Origin of the sequence: Kitasatospora sp. NPDC056184, assembly GCF_042268405.1 — a bacterium.
In the GTDB taxonomy this organism is placed as follows: domain Bacteria; phylum Actinomycetota; class Actinomycetes; order Streptomycetales; family Streptomycetaceae; genus Kitasatospora.
The window spans coordinates 81,186-98,277 of sequence record NZ_JBHJUI010000027.1 but is presented as its reverse complement, the minus strand read 5'-3'; the positions used below and the strand labels follow the sequence as shown (position 1 = coordinate 98,277).

The 17,092-nt window shown below is 73.5% G+C and carries 20 protein-coding genes; 11 read left to right on the top strand and 9 right to left on the bottom strand.

The window, feature by feature from the left end:
* The coding region (locus ACFC0B_RS34755) for an ester cyclase (protein ID WP_376095291.1) at window positions 1-691 on the bottom strand (691 nt) is incomplete at its 3' end.
* 100 nt (window positions 692-791) lie between these two features.
* On the opposite strand from ACFC0B_RS34755, the gene ACFC0B_RS34750 reads away from it, so the two are divergent.
* From ACFC0B_RS34750 to ACFC0B_RS34735, 4 genes are all read left to right on the top strand, one after another.
* On the top strand, window positions 792-1,469 hold the full coding sequence (locus tag ACFC0B_RS34750; protein WP_376095288.1) for a TetR/AcrR family transcriptional regulator: 678 nt from the start codon (window positions 792-794) through the stop codon (window positions 1,467-1,469).
* Between the two features lie 163 nt (window positions 1,470-1,632).
* Complete coding sequence (locus ACFC0B_RS34745; protein ID WP_376095285.1) at window positions 1,633-2,715, top strand: hypothetical protein; 1,083 nt, start codon at window positions 1,633-1,635, stop codon at window positions 2,713-2,715.
* Between the two features lie 181 nt (window positions 2,716-2,896).
* Window positions 2,897-3,289 (top strand): hypothetical protein, encoded by a 393-nt coding sequence (locus tag ACFC0B_RS34740; protein ID WP_376095282.1) that lies wholly within the window; start codon window positions 2,897-2,899, stop codon window positions 3,287-3,289.
* Between the two features lie 31 nt (window positions 3,290-3,320).
* On the top strand, window positions 3,321-3,680 hold the full coding sequence (locus ACFC0B_RS34735) for a hypothetical protein (RefSeq protein ID WP_376095279.1): 360 nt from the start codon (window positions 3,321-3,323) through the stop codon (window positions 3,678-3,680).
* A 152-nt stretch (window positions 3,681-3,832) separates the two neighbouring features.
* On the opposite strand, the gene ACFC0B_RS34730 is transcribed toward ACFC0B_RS34735, so the two are convergent.
* Complete coding sequence (locus ACFC0B_RS34730; RefSeq protein WP_376095276.1) at window positions 3,833-5,143, bottom strand: SgcJ/EcaC family oxidoreductase; 1,311 nt, start codon at window positions 5,141-5,143, stop codon at window positions 3,833-3,835.
* 97 nt (window positions 5,144-5,240) lie between these two features.
* Between ACFC0B_RS34730 and ACFC0B_RS34725 the strand changes: the two genes are divergently transcribed.
* The 3 genes from ACFC0B_RS34725 (at window position 5,241) to ACFC0B_RS34715 (ending at window position 8,386) form a co-directional block, all read left to right on the top strand.
* A complete protein-coding gene (locus ACFC0B_RS34725) occupies window positions 5,241-5,771 on the top strand; it encodes a MarR family winged helix-turn-helix transcriptional regulator (protein ID WP_376095273.1) in 531 nt (176 codons plus the stop codon).
* Window positions 5,772-6,030: 259 nt separating this feature from the next.
* On the top strand, window positions 6,031-6,942 hold the full coding sequence (locus tag ACFC0B_RS34720) for a chitinase (RefSeq protein WP_376095270.1): 912 nt from the start codon (window positions 6,031-6,033) through the stop codon (window positions 6,940-6,942).
* Between the two features lie 262 nt (window positions 6,943-7,204).
* Complete coding sequence (locus ACFC0B_RS34715) at window positions 7,205-8,386, top strand: HEAT repeat domain-containing protein (RefSeq protein ID WP_376095267.1); 1,182 nt, start codon at window positions 7,205-7,207, stop codon at window positions 8,384-8,386.
* Between the two features lie 137 nt (window positions 8,387-8,523).
* On the opposite strand, the gene ACFC0B_RS34710 is transcribed toward ACFC0B_RS34715, so the two are convergent.
* A complete protein-coding gene (locus ACFC0B_RS34710; RefSeq protein ID WP_376095264.1) occupies window positions 8,524-9,234 on the bottom strand; it encodes a hypothetical protein in 711 nt (236 codons plus the stop codon).
* A 173-nt stretch (window positions 9,235-9,407) separates the two neighbouring features.
* On the opposite strand from ACFC0B_RS34710, the gene ACFC0B_RS34705 reads away from it, so the two are divergent.
* Complete coding sequence (locus ACFC0B_RS34705; RefSeq protein WP_376095261.1) at window positions 9,408-9,725, top strand: hypothetical protein; 318 nt, start codon at window positions 9,408-9,410, stop codon at window positions 9,723-9,725.
* 42 nt (window positions 9,726-9,767) lie between these two features.
* Here the strand turns inward: ACFC0B_RS34705 and ACFC0B_RS34700 are convergent, their stop codons facing one another.
* A complete protein-coding gene (locus ACFC0B_RS34700; RefSeq protein WP_376095258.1) occupies window positions 9,768-10,484 on the bottom strand; it encodes an NAD(P)-dependent oxidoreductase in 717 nt (238 codons plus the stop codon).
* Between the two features lie 93 nt (window positions 10,485-10,577).
* Here ACFC0B_RS34700 and ACFC0B_RS34695 point away from each other — a divergent pair, with 93 nt between their 5' ends.
* The gene (locus ACFC0B_RS34695; protein ID WP_376095255.1) at window positions 10,578-11,261 is read left to right on the top strand and encodes a TetR/AcrR family transcriptional regulator; all 684 of its coding nucleotides are present in this window, start codon (window positions 10,578-10,580) and stop codon (window positions 11,259-11,261) included.
* A 199-nt stretch (window positions 11,262-11,460) separates the two neighbouring features.
* On the opposite strand, the gene ACFC0B_RS34690 is transcribed toward ACFC0B_RS34695, so the two are convergent.
* On the bottom strand, window positions 11,461-11,952 hold the full coding sequence (locus ACFC0B_RS34690) for a hypothetical protein (protein ID WP_376095251.1): 492 nt from the start codon (window positions 11,950-11,952) through the stop codon (window positions 11,461-11,463).
* A gap of 407 nt (window positions 11,953-12,359) precedes the next feature.
* Window positions 12,360-13,517, bottom strand: coding sequence for a methyltransferase domain-containing protein (locus ACFC0B_RS34685; protein ID WP_376095248.1), 1,158 nt, complete (start codon window positions 13,515-13,517; stop codon window positions 12,360-12,362).
* Window positions 13,518-14,338: 821 nt separating this feature from the next.
* Between ACFC0B_RS34685 and ACFC0B_RS34680 the strand changes: the two genes are divergently transcribed.
* Window positions 14,339-14,890: a hypothetical protein gene (locus ACFC0B_RS34680; protein WP_376095245.1), complete on the top strand. Its 552-nt coding sequence runs from the start codon at window positions 14,339-14,341 to the stop codon at window positions 14,888-14,890.
* Window positions 14,891-15,138: 248 nt separating this feature from the next.
* Here ACFC0B_RS34680 and ACFC0B_RS34675 read toward each other — a convergent pair whose 3' ends face one another.
* The 3 genes from ACFC0B_RS34675 to ACFC0B_RS34665 all read right to left on the bottom strand — a co-directional run bounded on the left by ACFC0B_RS34675 (window position 15,139) and on the right by ACFC0B_RS34665 (window position 16,448).
* Window positions 15,139-15,333 carry a hypothetical protein gene (locus ACFC0B_RS34675; protein ID WP_376095297.1) on the bottom strand — a complete coding sequence of 65 codons (195 nt, stop codon included), beginning with the start codon at window positions 15,331-15,333 and terminating at the stop codon, window positions 15,139-15,141.
* Entirely contained in the window at window positions 15,240-15,641 is a 402-nt protein-coding gene (locus tag ACFC0B_RS34670) for a transposase family protein (protein WP_376095294.1), read from the bottom strand. The genes ACFC0B_RS34675 and ACFC0B_RS34670 overlap by 94 nt, the downstream gene beginning before the upstream one ends.
* A 126-nt stretch (window positions 15,642-15,767) precedes the next feature.
* Window positions 15,768-16,448 (bottom strand): SMI1/KNR4 family protein, encoded by a 681-nt coding sequence (locus ACFC0B_RS34665; protein WP_376095242.1) that lies wholly within the window; start codon window positions 16,446-16,448, stop codon window positions 15,768-15,770.
* 35 nt (window positions 16,449-16,483) lie between these two features.
* Here ACFC0B_RS34665 and ACFC0B_RS34660 point away from each other — a divergent pair, with 35 nt between their 5' ends.
* Window positions 16,484-16,957, top strand: coding sequence for a hypothetical protein (locus ACFC0B_RS34660; protein ID WP_376095239.1), 474 nt, complete (start codon window positions 16,484-16,486; stop codon window positions 16,955-16,957).
* The last annotated feature ends 135 nt before the right edge of the window (window positions 16,958-17,092 follow it).

Genomic DNA, 17,092 nt, shown 5'->3' with positions numbered 1-17,092 from the left:
CACGGCCGTCGGCATCGGGATCGCGGTCCTGGCCGTGGTCGGCGTGGTCGCCGCCGTCGCGCTCAACAGCGGGGGCGACGGCCCGTCCGCCCGCCGCGCCGACCGGTCTGAAGACCGGCACCGTCACCTCGACCAGCGTGGCCCTGTCCTGGTCCCCGGTGGCCGCCGCCACGGTGATCTCGGCCGCGGCGCGGGCGGCGCGACCGGTCACCTTCCACGCGAGGACGCGCAGGGCGCCGGGGCCAGGGGGGAAGACGCCGAGCTGGCCGAGCAGGGTGACGTCGTCGCGCACCGCCTCGTGGCGCACCACCTTGCCGTCCCGCAGGCGCAGCAGGTGGACCTGTTCGGAGTCGATCCCGGCGCCGGTGGGCGGGAGGGCCTGGTCGAGCCCGCCGTCGCGGTAGCGGACGAAGGCCCCGGTGTGCCGGCCCTGCATCCGCAGCCGCAGCCAGACCTGATCGCCGTCCACGGACACGTCGCTGACGGGGAAGCGGAGACCGCTGAAGGCCGCCCGCAGCCAGGTGCTCGACGCCAGCACGCCGGCCGGCCCGGGCAGCGAGCAGGCGGCGGGGGAGACGACCGCCTCGCGGTTGCTGAACTCGGGGTGCACGACCTGCTCGGCCAGCACCGGGTCCCCGGTCGCCAGGACCTCGAAGAGGCCGCGGGCCACGTCCTGGGGTGTCATCACCATCGGTGTTCCGTCCTTCGGGTTCGGGTGCTCGAGAAATTGACGTTATAGCTGACCTATTGAATAGGGCAAGACTCCAGACCGGCTGACTACACTGATCGCCATGGTCGCCAAGCGCACGTACGTCTCGCCCCGGCGGGAGCAGGCCGCCGCGCAGACGCGCGAGCTGATCCTGCGGGCGGCGATCCGGCTGTTCGCCGAACGCGGCTACGGGCGGGTGACCGTCGCGGACATCGCGGCCGAGGCCGGCGTCTCCGCGAAGACCGTCTTCGCGAGCGCCGGCAGCAAGGGCGACATCCTCAACGAGATCGTCGACGCGGCCGTGCGCGACTCCGGCTACGAGCGGGCGATGTCCCGGGCGCTCGCGCAGCCGGATGTCGAGTCCGTGCTGCGGGCGGTGGCCCGGGGCACCCGGGCCGGGAACGAGGGGCAGTTCGCGGTGCACCAGGCGATCCACAAGGCGCTGCCCTCGCACGAGGACGGCGAGGCGCTGTGGGAGCGCGCCACCGCCTCCTACCGCGACGCACTGCGCGACGCCGCGCAGCACCTGCACGCGTTGGAGGGCGCAGAGACCCCGGAGTCCCTGGAGGCCCCGGAGCGCCTGGGCGGCCCGCCCGTACCCGGTCGGCCGGTGGCGGAGACGGCGGACCTGCTCTGGTTCTGGTTCGGCCCGAACAGCTGGCGCACACTGGTGACCGAGACCGGCTGGACCTGGGACCGTGCGGAGGAGTTCCTGCTCGGTACGGCGCTCGCCACCCTGCGCGCCCGCGCCCGGAGTTGAGCGCCTTCCCGCTTCCCGGCCCGGCGCCGTTCCCTTCCCCGGAGGCCTTCGCGGCGTGCCGCACCCGCCGATCCTGAGGGAAACATGCCAATCGGCGGTCGCGTCCGCCGTTGGCCGGTTAGTTTGCTCCCGGGGGATCGCCAACGCCGCTGGGAGGGGAACGATGTCCAAGAGGGCTCTGTCCAAGGCCGTCCGCCGGACGGCCGCGCTCGCCGCCGCGGCCGCGCTCGGCCTGACGGGTGGGGTGGCCGAGGCCGTGCCACCGGACGGCGGGACCGTCGTCACGGTGGGGGCCGAGCAGCCGGTGGCGCTCATCGCCCCGGACGGTGGCACGGCGTACGTCGTGGTGCTGGACGCGGCCCGGGAGATCCGGGTCAAGGCGGTCGACACCGGGACCGGGGCGGTCGGCGGGCAGGTCGGCCTGGGAACCGCCGAGGGCCGGCCCCGCTCGGCGCTCGCGGCGGACGGCGCGCGCCTGTACGTCCTCAACGGTCCGAACCTCAGCGTGGTCGACACCGCCACGCTGACGGTCCTGTCCACCACCGCGGCACCGGACCAGCCGCGTCCGGCCGGCTGGGTCGCGGGCGCGCCGAGCGGCATCGCCGTGAGCCCGGACGGCGCCACCGTCTACGTCGCCCAGGACGGTCCGTGGCAGTACAAGCGCCGCCGGGACGCCAGGCTGCTGGCGTTCTCCACCACCGAGCGGGCGTTCACCGCGTCCGTCCCGCTCGGCGCCTGGCTGGCGGGGACCCCGGTGTTCCGCCCCGGCACCCGGGACCTCTATCTCGGCACCAGCGCCGGGCTCCTGCACGTGGACGCCTCCGGCGGGGCGCCGGTCGTCCTCCGCACCGTGCCGAACACCGTCGCGTCGACCGGCTACGACCTCGCGTTCACGCCCGACGGGCAGCGACTCCTCGCCCTGGACGGCGGTCTGTCCGGCAAGGGCGACCTCGTCGACCCGGCCGCCGACCCGGTCGTGCGCAGGATCACCCTGACCGCGCCCGACACCGTCGTGGCCCTCCCGCGGGCGGCCGCCGACGGCAGTCGCTTCTACGCGGTCGAGGACGACCCCGACCAGCCGCTGCTGCACGCCTACGACACCACCACCGGCGAGGACGCCGCCGACGAGACCTTGCCGTCCCCGGAGAAGAAGGTGACCGACCTCGCCGTCGACCCCGATGGCGACGCCCTCTACGTGAGCGGGACCACCGGGGACACCGGCAGGCTGCACATCATCCCGAACTGACCCCCGGCACCCCGGACGGGGCAGCGGTACGACGCGTCCGTGCCGGGCGGCGGCCCGTGACCGCCCGCCCCCCGCGGTTCGGGTGGCGGAGAACCGTCGGCGGCGCGTGCGCGTCGGGATCCGCGTGAGCGTTTCGATCGGAGCGGGGCCCGCGCGGGGGTCCGGGAGTCGACGGCGGGCCTTGCTGCGGGGAGCCGCCGGGGTCGGGGCCGGGCTCCTGGGGCTGGCCGCCGGGTTCGCAGCGGCCTTCCTGGTGGCGTCGGCGCGACGCTGGTGCGACGCGGCGTGGGAGCCGCCGCACCGGTTCACGTTCGTGCTCGCCGAATGGCCCGGCATGGAACTGCTGTGCCTGGTGACGGCGGTGGCGGCGTGGGCGGGCGCAAGGCGGCTGACCGTCGGCCTGCCCACCGCCTGGCGCGGCCTCGTGCCGGCGGCCCTGGTGCTGTCGGCCCTCGCGGTGGCGGCCGTCGCCTGCTTCGCGGTGCTGGGCACGCCGAGCGGGTACCCCGGGGATTCCGGTCTCTGTACGGCGGACAACGTTCCGCCGTGGTGGCCGTCCTGGCTCCCCGCCTGACCGGGAGACCCGCACGCTTCGGAGCCGTCGGGTGCGGGGGCTCGCCGTCGGGTTCGCAGCGGCCTTCCTGGTGGCGTCGGCGCGACGCTGGTGCGACGCGGCGTGGGAGCCGCCGCACCGGTTCACGTTCGTGCTCGCCGAATGGCCCGCCATGGAACTGCTGTGCCTGGTGACGGCGGTGGCGGCGTGGGCGGGCGCGAGGCGGCTGACCGTCGGCCTGCCCACCGCCTGGCGCGGCCTCGTGCCGGCGGCCCTGGTGCTGTCGGCCCTCGCGGTGGCGGCCGTCGCCTGCTTCGCGGTGCTGGGCACGCCGAGCGGGTACCCCGGGGATTCCGGCCTCTGTACGGCGGACAACGTTCCGCCGTGGTGGCCGTCCTGGCTCCCCGCCTGACCGGGATACCCGCACGCTTCGGAGCCGTCGGGTGCGGGGGCTCGCCGTCGGCCCGGGCAGGCGTGGTGTGCGGACCCGACCCCCGTCCGGGTCCGCACACCCCGCCCGGCCCGGGGGAGTGAGGTACCCCGGGCCCCCTGCCCGACGGGAGGTCAGTCGACCACGACGGTGTTCTGGGCGGCACCGACGCGCCAGGTGCCGTCCTCCTTGACCAGGATGTAGAACGGGCGGCCCTCGGGCCGGTCGGCGATCCGGGTGCCGTCGTGGCGGACCGGCTGCTGGCGGACGTTCACCGCGGCCACGTCGGGCCGCAGGAACAGGATGCGCTCGACGTCGTAGACGGCGGTGGACTCGGCCGTCGCGCCGGGCAGCACCTGGCGGGTGAAGTCCGCGATCTCCTCGAAGCCCGAGAGCCGCTTGCCGTGCCCGGTGGTCCACACCGGATCCTCCTTGCGGAAGACGCCCAGGAAGTCGTCCACCAGCTCGTTCTGCTGGGCGTGTTCGACCTCGGCGACGAGGCGGCGGACCGCGGCCACCTCGGCGTCGGTCTCCGGGCCGTCGGGGGCGCCGAACACCTCGACCGGACGGTACGACCCCGACACCAGCTCGGCCACCGGGCCCGGCCGCTCCGGCCGCCAGCCGAGGGTGGTGCGGGCGGCGGCGCCGCTGACGCTCTGGTCGAGCGCGAGCGCGCCCGCGAAGAGCGGGCCGAAGACCTCGGCGGCCTGCTCCACCGGCACCGCGTGCGGGGCGGCGAGCACGCCGGCCGCGCGGCCGGCGGCCCGGGCGAGGTCGCGGACCGGGACGGCCGGCTCGCCGACGCCGTGCCAGACGGTGCCGGCCGCGGCCCGCTCGACGGCCGCCACGAACAGCTCGGCCAGGTCGTCCACGTGCACGGTGGGCCAGCGCACGTCCTCCTCGCCGTAGTACTCGGGCGCCCCCTGCAGGCGGGCCCGGTCGACGAGGATCGCGGGGATGCCGCCGCCGCGCCCGTACACGATGGCGGGGCGCACGACGACCGCGCGCACGCCCTCGGCGGACTCGGCCAGTACCCGCTGCTCGATCCGCGGACGGTAGCCGACGATGTCGATCGGGTCGGTGGGTGCGTCCTCGCCGACCTCCTGGGCCTCGCCGGTGGCGCCGAGCACCCAGACGCCGCTGGTGTAGACGAACGGACGGCCGGTGCCGCGCAGCGGGGTGGCGAGCGCCCGGACGGCGGCGGCGTCGACGGCCTCGTCGCCGCTCGGGGGAGCCAGGTGGATCACGGCCTCGATGTCCGGGGTCACGGCGCCGGCCAGGGAGGCCGGGTCGGCGGTGTCGCCGACGAGCTGGGCGTGCCAGGCCCGGCCGGGCCTGGGCTCGGCGCCTCGGACGAGTGCGACGACCTGGTGGCCCGCGGCGGTGAGGTGCTCGGTGAGTGCGGATCCGATGTAGCCGGTGGCGCCGGTGAGCAAGACCTTCATGACATACCCCCTATGTCAAACATTTCGATATCGAAACTATAGGCCGATTGATCGGCGATGTCAAACAGTTCCACGTCGAAATGTTAGACTCGCGGGCATGACGGAACAGCAGCCCCAGCACGACGGCGTCGACCGCATCACCGCCCAGTGGCGCGCGGTCCGCCCCGACCTGGACGCCTCGCCCATGGCCGTGATCGGCCGCCTCTCCAGGGCCTCGCGCCTGCTGGAGCGCGGGATCAAGGAGAACCTGGCCGTCCAGGGCGTCGAACCGTGGGAGTTCGACGTCCTGGCCACCCTGCTGCGCTCCGGCCCCCCGCACGTCCTCACCGCCGGCGAGCTCAGCTCGGCCGCCATGGTCAGCTCCGCGGCGCTCACCAACCGCATCGACCACCTGGTGGAGAAGGGCCTGGTCGACCGGGCCGTCGACCCCGCCCACCGCCGCCGCGTGCTGATCTCCCTGACCGACACGGGCAGGGAACTCACCAACCGCCTCGTCGAGCACCACCTCGCCGGGGAGGAGCGCCAGCTCGCCGGGCTCACCACCGCCGAACGCGACCAACTCGCGGGCCTGCTGCGCCGCGTCCTGCTCACCCTCGGCGACTCCGCCGAGGCGCCCGAGGGGCGGTAGCGCGCGGCCCGGCGCGGAGTCGGCGAGCGCGACGGCGATCCGACCATCGGGCGCCAGGCCGGAAACTACTGCTGAAGGTCAGTCAACTCAACGGTGAACGACGGTTGTTGCAGCCTGCAAAACATGTCGGACCGGGCCTTGACCGCGCTGGACGCGGAGCGATTCAGTGTGCGCCAACATCCTCCCCCACGGCGCCTGTCGGCCGACCCGGCCCCCACCGGGTCCGTTCGGCGTGCGCGCGATGGACGAAAGGAAGCCCGTGCTCAGAAACCGCATGAAGGCGCTGCTGGCCGGTCTGATGGCGGCCGGCTCGCTGGCTGCCGCAGCGCTCGTGCCCGCCTCCGCCTCCGCCGCCACCCCCACCCCGGCGGACGACTGCGCGACAGCGCCCAACTGGTCGCAGGGCGCCAACTACCAGGCCCGCGACATCGTCCGGCACACCGACGGCGCGGTCTATGTCGCCCGGCGCGAAAACCCCGGCTACAACCCCACGGTGAGCACGTACTACTGGGCGCCCTACACCTGCGGAACCGGCGGCAACCCGTACCCGAACAGCTTCGTGGTGAGCGCGTCCCAGTTCGACCAGATGTTCCCGAACCGGAATCCCGCCTACACGTACCAGGGCCTGGTGGACGCCATGAAGGCCTTCCCCGCGTTCGCGCACACCGGCGACAGCACGATGCGCAAGCAGGAGGCCGCGGCCTTCCTCGCGAACATCAGCCACGAGACCGCCGGGCTGTACTACATCAAGGAGGTCAACGAGGCGAACTACCCGCACTACTGCGACGCCGACCAGCCCTACGGCTGCCCGGCCGGCCAGGCGGCGTACTACGGGCGCGGGCCCATCCAGCTGAGCTGGAACTACAACTACAAGCGGGTGGGTGACTTCCTCGGCATCGACCTGCTGAACAACCCCTGGCTTGTGGAGAACGATCCGGCCGTCGCCATGATGACCGCCCTCTGGTACTGGAACACCCAGAACGGGCCGGGCCCGATCACCGGCCACGACGCCGTGATCAGCGGCGCCGGCTTCGGGCAGTCGATCCGCTCGATCAACGGCGCACTGGAGTGCGACGGCAAGAACCCGCGCCAGGTCGAGAGCCGGGTCAACCGGTACAAGGCGTTCACCCAGATCCTCGGCGTGCCGACCGGCTCCGGCGTCTCCTGCTGACCCTTCGCCGAAGGCGTCGGTCGCGGGCCGGGCACTCCCGCCCGGCCCGCAACCGACGGTGAACCGCCTCACGCTCGTGCGTGGCGTCGATGCCCGCCGATCACGGCGGCGATCCGGAGCCTGGTGGTCCGCTGACGGAGTCCGTTCCAGGCGGACGGTACGTGCCCGCCGGCCTGGAGCCTTACTGCGGTCGGCCGGGGCCGCGGGAGCGCGGGTGGAAAACCGTTGGACCGGGTGTCCGGGCGGCGGGGATGATCAGCCGGTGCGTCTGCCTTCCCTGCTGGCCGCCCTTGAGCGCGGCGACGACATCACGGTCTTCGAGTTCCTGGATGAGGCGGCGGGCGACGAACTCGCGGGTGACGACGGCATCTCCCTGCTGGCCGCCGCCGCGTACGCAGGGCGCCACAAAGTCGTCGACCGCTTGGTCGTGTGGGGTGTCGACCCGACCCACCCCTGGGCCGGCGGTGTCGACCCGGTCACCTGGGCCGCCGGCAACGGTGCCTACTGGGTCCTGGACGCGCTGCTGTCGCCAGACCGCGACCCGCTGCGAGCCGACAGTCCGCACCGCCGCGCGCTGCGGGTGGCGCAGGCGGCCCTGGAGTCCGGGACCGGTGCCGGGCGCGCGCCGCTCGCGGCCCACCGGGGGGTCATCACCGACCTGGAGGCGAGGCTCGGCGTCCACCGCACGCCGGACGAGTTGATGGCCCGCGCCCTGGTCCGTGCCGACCCCGAGCACGACGACTGGTTCGCGTCGCTGTTCCACATCGCCCGGCCGGAGAGCCAGGAGAGATTCGACTGGGCCCGGGCGGTGGCAGAGGGCGCCGGGGATGCCGGCTCGCTCGACCGTCGGCGCTTCGCGCTCGACGTGATCCAGTTCCTCGGCTTCGGCCTCAACCCCGACAGCGGCGACGACGAGCCGCCATTCACCCGGGAGGCCGCCGAGTTCCTCCGGCCCCGCCTGGACACCGAGCAGGACCCGTACGCCCTGCGCACCGTCGTCGCGGCCTTCACCGGCTACTGCTCGCGCGAGGAACTCCCGGCGGTCCTGGCCCTCGCCGATCACCCGGACCCAGTCGTGCGCAACTGCGTCGCCCTGGCGCTCCCCGCGCTCCCCGCGCTCCTGGCCGACGGCATCGACGCCCTCGGCGTCCTCCTGAGCCTGGCTGACGACCCCGTCCCCATGATCCGGACCAGCGCGCTGTACGCGCTCACCCTCTCTTCCGACGACACGCCTGCCCTGCGCGGAGTACTGCTGGCCCGCCTCACCGACGCCCAGGCCGACGTCCGCCTCGAAGCCGCCATCGCGCTGGCCCTACGGGACGACGAACGCGCCACGCCGGTCCTCGACGAGATCCGTCGTGGCGGCAAGACCATCAGCAGCCATGGAGCGCGCCGCCTCGACTACCTCCACCACCAACTCCGCGCCCGCACCCCGGGCATGTGATCCCACGACCGCGGCCGACGGCGGAGGCAGGGCGGCCGCAGAACGCGGAGCAGAACGCGTTCACCCGCCCAGGGCCACGCCGCAGCCCGTCTTCGCCGAGGACCGCCTCGCGCGACCGCACCGATGCGGTCGGCAGCTCAGATCAGAAGGCCGTAGCCCGACTCGTTCGCCAGGAGTCTGCGAAAGGAACCGGGCATGACTTCCGCGATGCTCCGGACCCGGTCGAGCAGCAGGCCGTGGCCGGACGGGTAGTGACGCGGGTCCAGAGGGAAGGCGGCCTGGAGGCGTCGACGCAACTGGTCGTCCTGGCAGTGGACGAATGCGTCGGCCGCCGCAGCCCACAGGCTCGGCCAGAGGTCGCTGACATGGTCGCCGGTTCGCCGGCGCGGATGCTCTGCGTCCTGCTGCAGCAGGGTGTGGGCCTGTTCCCTGGTGAGCATGCCTCCGCGAGTGGCGCTGATGAGCTCGTCGCGTCGTGCGGTGGAGCGCCAGACGCTGACCCAGTAGGCGGCCCCGCAGGAGTTGGTGCGGGTTTGCCAACTGCCGGTCCTGGAGCGGGAAATGAGGAAGGTCAGGACCGGCCGACGTCCGAGGGCCGCGACCAGGGGGAAGACCAACTGGCTGGTGGCACTGTCATCCAGGGCGAGTAGTGGCAGCACGTTGTCGGCTACGCGAACGGTCAGCGCGGGGTCGGCCGCCAGCGTCTCGCCCACGTGCAGGCGCGTGGCCTCCAGCCGCTCGTAGCGCTCCTGTGCGTCGGCGTCGGACGGAAGCGCGGGCCGGGGCCGGCTGGGCAGGATGCGGTGAAGAAGATCGTCGAGCGATTGCTGCAACAGGCCGGCGTCCAACAGGTGGTCCTCCTCGCAGGTCCGGGTTCCTGTCCCGGAGCGTATGCCGTCGTCTCGTGCGTGGGGGAGGTCAGGGGTGCTGACAGCCCTTGATCCATGCGGTATGCCTGGTCGTGCGGCACGGCTGCGGCGAGGGACTTGGGGGAGCGGTGCGGGGGCTGCGATTCACTGTCATGGGGCTGATCCTGTTCGTCGGCGGGGTCGTCTGGGGGTTCACGCCGATCGAGTCCAGCGTGGGGACCTGCGGGTCCGTGTTCGTCGCGGCCGGACCGCAGACCGAACACCCCGAGCCGGACACGTACACGTACACCCCGGAGCCCGCGGAGTGCGCCACGGTCCGCGACCAACACCGGCCACCGGTCTTCGTGGCGATCATCGCGGGGCTGGCCGTCCTCGGGGGCGGGCTGGTGGAGTCGCGGGCGGAACGGGCCGCTCTGCGGAAGTCGGAGGGGGCGCCGGGGCCGACGCCGATCACGAACCCGCTGCGCTGACCGGCGTCCGACCCCCGGCGGGCTCGCCCGCGCCTTCCGCCCTCAGCCCCGGCCGCCGGCGTCGCCGGCGTGGGCGAGCGCGCTGGGGGTCAGACGGCCGACGATCGCCGGAGCCTCCCGGACGAGAGCGTCCGTGGTCAGCGCCTCCACCATGAACAGCGCGAAGTCCACCCGGCGCGTCAGGTTGCTCGCCAGCACCGGGTCTCCCACGTGCCGGCTCCACACCGGCAGGCCCTGGCTCGGTCCCTCCTCCAGGTCGCTGCCGCGCACCACGGTCCACCGGGTGCCGCTGGCGAACACCCGTCGGCACGCCTCCACCTGGTCGTCGATCTCGACCGCGCGGACGAGCTTGCCCAGCGCGGTGGCGATCCGCAGGCCCAGGGTGAACGTCCGCGCGTACCGGTCCTTGCCGTCGCGCGTGATGTGCCAGCCGCAGGAGAACACCAGGCGCGCGCCCGGCCGGGCGTGGTCGAGGACCGCCTGCGCCGTGCCCGACGCGTACTGGCGCACGCCCCAGGGCACCAGCACCGTCAGCACCCCGTCGCACCCGGCGACCGCCCGGCGGATCACCTCCGGGTCGTTCGTCGCCCCGGGGACGACGGTGATCCGCCCCTCGAACGCGGCCAGCTTCGGCACGCTGCGCTCCCGGCAGACGCCGACCACCTCGTAGCCGCGTTCCAGCGCGTGTCCGACCATGTACTGCCCGAGCTTCCCCGAAGCCCCGATGACGCAGACCTTCTCCACGTGCTCCTCGCCCATGGCGCAGCCCCTTCGCGGACATGGCGGCCTTATGTTGTAAGGCACGTTAGCCTTACCCTGTAAGGCCGTCAATGGACGTGGAGGAGGGGCCGGATGCCCGAGGGAGGCAAGGGGCGGCGCGCGAAGTCGGCCCGCACGCCGCTGAGCCGTGAGCGCGTGATCCGGGCGGCGGTGGAGGTGGCGGACGAGAAGGGGTCCGCCGCGCTCACCATGCGGGCTGTCGCCCGGCCGCTGGGGGTCGAGGCGATGTCGCTCTACCACCACGTGGCAGGCCGCGAGGACATCCTCGACGGCATGGTGGACGCGGTGTTCGGCGAGATCGAGCTCCCGCCGCGCGACACCGACTGGAAGGACGCCATGCGCCGGCGCGCGGTCTCCGCACGCGCCGCCCTCCTGCGCCACCCGTGGGCGATCGGCCTCATGGACTCCCGCGCCCAGCCCGGCCCGGCGACCCTGCGTCACCACGACGCCGTCATCGGCGCGCTGCGCGCCGGCGGATTCTCCGTGCCGATGACCGCGCGCGCGGTCTCGCTGATCGACAGCTACCTGTACGGCTTCGTGCTCCAGGAGGTCGGCCTGCCGTTCAAGGGCGGGGCGGAGCCCGCCGAGGTCGCGGGTGCCATCCTGAGCGGGATGCCCGCCGGCACCTACCCCCACCTCGCCGAGCTGGCCACCGAGCACGTCCTCAAACCCGGCTACGACTACGCCGACGAGTTCGCCTTCGGCCTCGCCCTCATCCTCGACGCCCTCCACCCGGACGGGGCCCCGGGCGCGTAGCGGGCCCGCGCCCGCCGTGTGATGTCGGCTCGCCGGTGCGGCGTGCCCGGTGCGGCGCGTTCGTGGCGCCGCACCGGGCGAGCCGCGGCGCGGTCGAGGCGGCGGCGGAACAGGACCGCTCGGCCCCGGGGCGCCGGGTTGCTGCCGTCGAGGCCGGTGCCGGCCTGGCCTGCGCACTCCCGGGCGGGCCGTTGCGGTGTCAGCCTTCGGCGCCCATGTCCACCCAGTTGGTGAAGTTGGCGATGACGCCCTCCTTGACCCAGGCGTGGTGGTCGGTAGTGACGACGCCGATGCGGTTGCCGTCCAGGACGATCGAGAGCGCGTTGCCGCCCTCGTCGAACCATCCGGCGAAGAGGCTGCCTTCCTTGACGTAGGCGTGGCCGTTCGCGGCGACGATGCCGATGCGGTTGCCGGACAGGGCGAGCGCGGTGGCGCCGTCGTACTGCTGGACCCATCCGCGGGAGTCGACGGTGCCGTCCTTGACGAACACGCGGCCGTCGGTGGTCAGAACGCCGATGCGGCTGCCGTCGACGGCGAGGCTGGCGATCGTTCCGGGCACCGGGGCGGTGGAGGCGGTGCGGGTGCTCTCCGCGGCCGCCGCCTGGCCGACGGCCGGTGCCGCGGTCAGTGCTGACGCCGTGACGGCCAGGACGGCCAGGACGCGGCGCCCGGTCTTGGTGGCGCTGCGCATGATCTTTCCCCTGTTCTGGAAGGAGGTGCTGGCGTGTGACGGCGTGGGACGTCTCCTGGGAGACTGGCCGGTGCGTGGGGGGCGGCGTGCGGCCCTGGCGCAGGTGGCGGTCGGGGCGGCGGAACAGGGATCTGCCGCGCGTCGGAGCGACGGAACAAGTGGACGCAATGAAGCCATGCTCATGACATGGCGATGAGCGGATCGGTCCCACGGGACGTGCCCGGTGGGATGCAAAGTAACTATGCAAAGCATTCGCCGGATCGGCAAGACCCCCATTTCCCCTGCCCGTTCGCAGCCGTTCCGGAGGGAGCCGCGCCGGTGCGCACACTCCGGCCCCCTCCCGCCCGGGCTCGGCGGCACCGCCCCGACGGCCCGTGGTGCCGGTGCGGCAGAGCCGTCTGCGGCCGTCAGGGCGAGGCGGGTGCCGCCTTCCCGTGGAGGGGCCACCGGGGTCCGTCGTCCGCGTCGCGCAGCCACGCGAACTGGCGCTCGGGAGTGACCGTGATGCCGTAGTCGTACGGGTCCGGCCGGCGGTGTCCCTCCCACTGCGCCCAGGCCAGCATCAGCTCGTCGCCGATCCGCCGCTCACCGCCCTGGTGCAGTACGGTCGCGCCGTCGCCGGTGGCGGAGAAGACGGCCCAGGACGCCGCGCCGTCGTGGACCCAGGCGTTGAGGCCGTCCGCGTCGCGGCCGGTGGTGATCACGGCGTCCGGCACGGCGACCCGCAGCGCGAAGGTGAGGTCCCAGTCCGACGCGAGCGGGGTGAGGTCACGGTCGACGATCCGCTCGGTCTCGGCCGGACCCTCGCCGCGTACCGCCCGGTATCCGGCCCACCCGGCCGTCGGCGGCACCGGACCGGTGCGGTCCGCCATGAACTGCCCCAGGCCCTGCACGTAGCCGGAGGCGCGGCGCCCGTCGGCGGCGACGGTGAGGGCGACGTGCCCGAGCCGGCCCCACGGGTAGACGATCCGCCCGCCCGGCCGGGTGGCCTCGACCCACGCCCACGGCACGCGCTCGACCGCGTAGGCGGCGATCACCCGGTCGAAGCGCCCGCCGCCGGGCACCGTGGTGGTGGCGTCCGCGACGAGTGTCCTGACGTCCAGACCGGCGGCCGCCAACCGGCCACGCGCGAACGCGGCGAGCTCCGGGTCGATCTCGGTGGAAACCACCCGGCCCGGTCCGGCCCGCCGGGCGGCGAGCGCGGCGTTCCAGCCCTGCCCGCCGCCGACGTCCCACACCCGGTGTCCGGGCTCCAGGCGCAGCGAGTCGAGCATGTCGACCACCACGCCCTGGGCGGAGAGACTGGAGGACGGCAGCCCGCCCGAGACCTGGGTGACGGCAGCCGAGTCCTGGCTCCCGTACAGTTCCTCGGCCCAGCCCTCCGGGTCCGTCCGCCGGTCCACGGGGACGTACGCGTGCCCGTCCCACCGCCACAGCCGGTCCGGCGCGAACAGGTCCCGAGGCAGCTCGGACACGGCCTCCCGCAGCCACGCCGAGCGTTCCGGCCAGTCCCCGCGCGCGTCCATCGCCTCGTCGAGCAACGCCCGCCGCTTCACCAGGTCCACGCTCAGCCCTGCTTCGGCTTGCGGTGCTTCCCGTCACTGCCCGGGTCCGGCTTCCGCACCTGCCCGTCGGCGTTCCCCGGAGGCGGATCGCCCTTGCCCGGATCCGGCGGCGGCTTCTCGTGCGCACCTCGCTGCGGCTGCGTCACAGCAGTCCCCTCTCGTGTCCGGGACAACAACCCCACCATCCTGACCCGCCCCGCCCTGGCGCCGGTAGAGGGCACGGAGGCGCGTACGGGGCGTGCTGCACACCGCGTGCGCAGGGTCAGCCGGCAGCGGCGATCCGAGGAAGGGATGATGGATCCGGGAAGGCTCCGGACCGCCGTCCTCGGCCCCGTTCAGTGGATCCCGGCGGCGTCCGAACCTTGGGTTCAAGGGGCCCTCGTGCGTGTGCCGGCTTCTGGCTGTCCGGTACGGGGTGGGCGTACACCTCCACGGGCGAACTACTGCCTTCGCCCGGTGCCGGGCTCACGGACACCAGGAGTCGTCGCTCCGGCTCGCCCTGGCCTCCACCCTGTAGCCGCCGGATGTCCAGGACAGGGCGAGACGGGAGGCGGTGCCGTTGACCTGCTTGGTGAAGCAGAGGCCGAGCCGTTCGCCGGTCGGTCTTGGCGCCAGGCGGGTTCGTCCGGCTCGGGCGGCGCCGGCAGCCAGCCGTTGCGGGCGGTGGCCGCCACTCGGTGAGTCGGGCGGATGAGGAGCGGTTCCCCCTCCGGGGGGAGCCGGTCCCTCCCTGCGGCGGAGGCCGCGACCGGGGGTGAGCCGGGAGATTGGAGGCGGTCGGGAAACAGCCCGACTCCCTTCTCCCCGTTGAGGATCTGACCATGCGAAAGCTCACCACCGCCATCGCGCTCACCACCGCGGCCGTGGCCCTCGCGGCCGGGACGGCCGGCACCGCCGCGGCCGCGCCGGCCACCCCCCTACCGGCCCAGCACCTCGCGCTGCACAGCTGGACCCTGCTCAACGAGCACGGCCCGGGCCCCAACCCCGGCGAGCGGCTCACCGCGCGGGTCAGCGCCCGTACGGTCGACGGCCGCCCCCGGGGACACGTCGTGGTGCAGCACGTGTTCGAGAAGAGCGGCACCACCCGGGCCGAGTTCGACGTCGACTGCCTGACCGTCGACGGGAACGGCGCCATCACCGTGACCGGGCCCATCTCGCAGATCGTGATCACCCCGCTCGCGGGCGAGCCGTATCTCTTCGAGGAGGGCCGGCACCCCGAGGCCGGCCTCACCTTCTACCCGACCGACGAACAGGGCGAGCGCCGGGTCGGCTTCAACTGGACCGACCCTCAGATGCACTCCGAAGTTGTCAAGTGCGGCGCGGTTCCGGCCAGCTTCTGGGTCATCGATGGCGGGATCTTCCTGCGCCGCTAGGAGCGCGTCCCTATGACCGGCAACCCGCCTGTGTCTCGTAACCTTTCGTACGGGATGATCCCGGTATGCATGGTTCGGAACCGTACGTCCGCGGCCTTCCGCCCCTGTGGGCCGGGACCGCCAGGAACCGGAGCCCGCTGTGGTCCTGACCCCGGGCACACCCCGTCGCGGGGTTCGACGGTCGGGTTGTCAGTGCCAAGGAGGTCGGCCGGTGCCCTCGGCCCACAGGGCGAGGGCACGGTGGTCGATCATGCGGATACCGACCCGGGTGCAGAACGCGGCACGGCGAGGGTGGCCGCGTCGCGCTCGGGCAGCAGGTCCAGGACCTTGTGGGTGACCGCGTTCGTGATCACCGTCCCGCAGGTCCGGCCCTTGCGCAGTGCGAAGTCGTCGACCCCGACCGCCGCCGGGGCACCGACGGCCGGATCGGGCAGCTCCAACACCCGTCGCAGCAGCCTGCTCCGGCCCGCCCGGCCGGCGCCAGACCCAGTCCGGCGACCGATGAACGCTGCCGCTCGGTGACCTGCCCGTGGCGACGTGTCAGCCCGTCGACCTGTTCGACGAACGTCCGCCGCCGCCATGCCGGGGCCGGGCAGGCGAAGCGGCGCACCCGCAGGGCAACCGTCACGGGCCGCCCGTAGCTGGGCAGACCCGACGGAGAGCGCAGGTAGGAGCCGTGGACCCGCTCCGACCACGTCCCGCAGTCCGGGCATGACGCACCCGGAGCAGCTACGCGGGCGGCGATCCGCACCACCGCACCGGACGCTTCGACGCCGACGACCTCCACCTGGGCCAGACCCCTATATGACCTGACAACATCACCCGCTGGTGCCGCCCGCCCCGACCAGGTGGAAACTGGCGGCTGCGCCGGTTTGCGCTAATGGCCTTGCTGTTCGGCGTGTTCGAGCCAGTCGAGGTACCAGCGGGCGAATGTCACGGGCTGCCCGTCCTGGTTCTGGAGCGGGGCCAGGTCGACTTCGTCGACCCGGTCGTCGGACCAGATCCGGCCGCGTTGGGGTCCACTGATCACCAGCCACTGCCGGGCGGCGCAGCCCAGGTGGCAGATCGCGAGCGCGCCGACCGTGCGTTCCGGGTTCCACATCACTGCGCCCCACTGCCGGTCCCAGCCTTCGTAGGCGGTGTCGAAGTCCTCGATCTCGTCGAAGTCCTGTTCCCGGGGGCATTCCTCCAGCAGCTTCTCCACGACTGCCGGGGCCGGGCCGTGGACGGGGAACGGCTCGGCGAGCCGGGAGAAGTCGGCCAGGTCGGCGCCGTCGCCGGTCCACCGCCACCGGCCGCTCTCGTGCTGTACGGGGAAGACTCCGTAGGCCGGCCCCGCCCCGCCGGCGCCTACCGCCAGCAGGAACGTCCGGTACTCCCACGGCAATCGGACGCCGATCTGCGCCTCCAGTCCGGCGAGCTCGGCCGGCGACAGCACCGGCTGGAGCCGGAACCGGTGCCCGATCGCTCCGAACGGGCGGCGCCCGGCTTCCGCCGCCGATGTGCCGGCCAGCGCCTGTACCCGCTCCCGCACGCCCGCCCACAACTGATCGTCCATGGAGCGGAGCGTAGTTCGCAGGGGTGGACACCGCGATGCTGCTCACCGATGACGACCCGGCCGTACGGACCTGCGCCGCGCTCGGCACCGCGGACCCATCGGCAGCGGGCATCCTGCTGGCCGCGCTCGCCGACCCGGTCGCGGTGGACGGCTGGTTCGACGAGCCACTGCCCCAGGTCGACGGCTGGTTCCGGTTCACGGTGCTGCGGGGGTTGCTCGAACGTGCCGAGAGCTTCGAGCAGGTCCTTCCCGCCGCACTCGCCCTCGTTCCGCTGTGCGGCCAGCACACCGTCGACCTGGACTGGGGACCGCTGCTCGTCTTCGCGTTCCCCGAGCCCCACCCGCAGGGGGTCACCCTGACACGGGCACAGCGCGCCTTCCTGGCAGCCCTGGTGGAGAAGGACTCGTGCTGGGGGCCGATCGCCAACCGGGACACCTGGCTGCGCAGAGCGGGACTGCCCACGGATCGCGGGGAGCTTCGGCTCCTTGTCCAGACCGCGGGGGAGTAGCCCCCCGAGACGCCGACGAGGCGGGCCTGGCGGGCTGATCTCGGGGACAAGTGTGCGAGCAGCTTCGTCTGCCCGCTTCGAGGGCCAGGTGCTCGCCCGGCTCAGCCTGCTGTGCCACGCCGTCGCCGCGGCCGT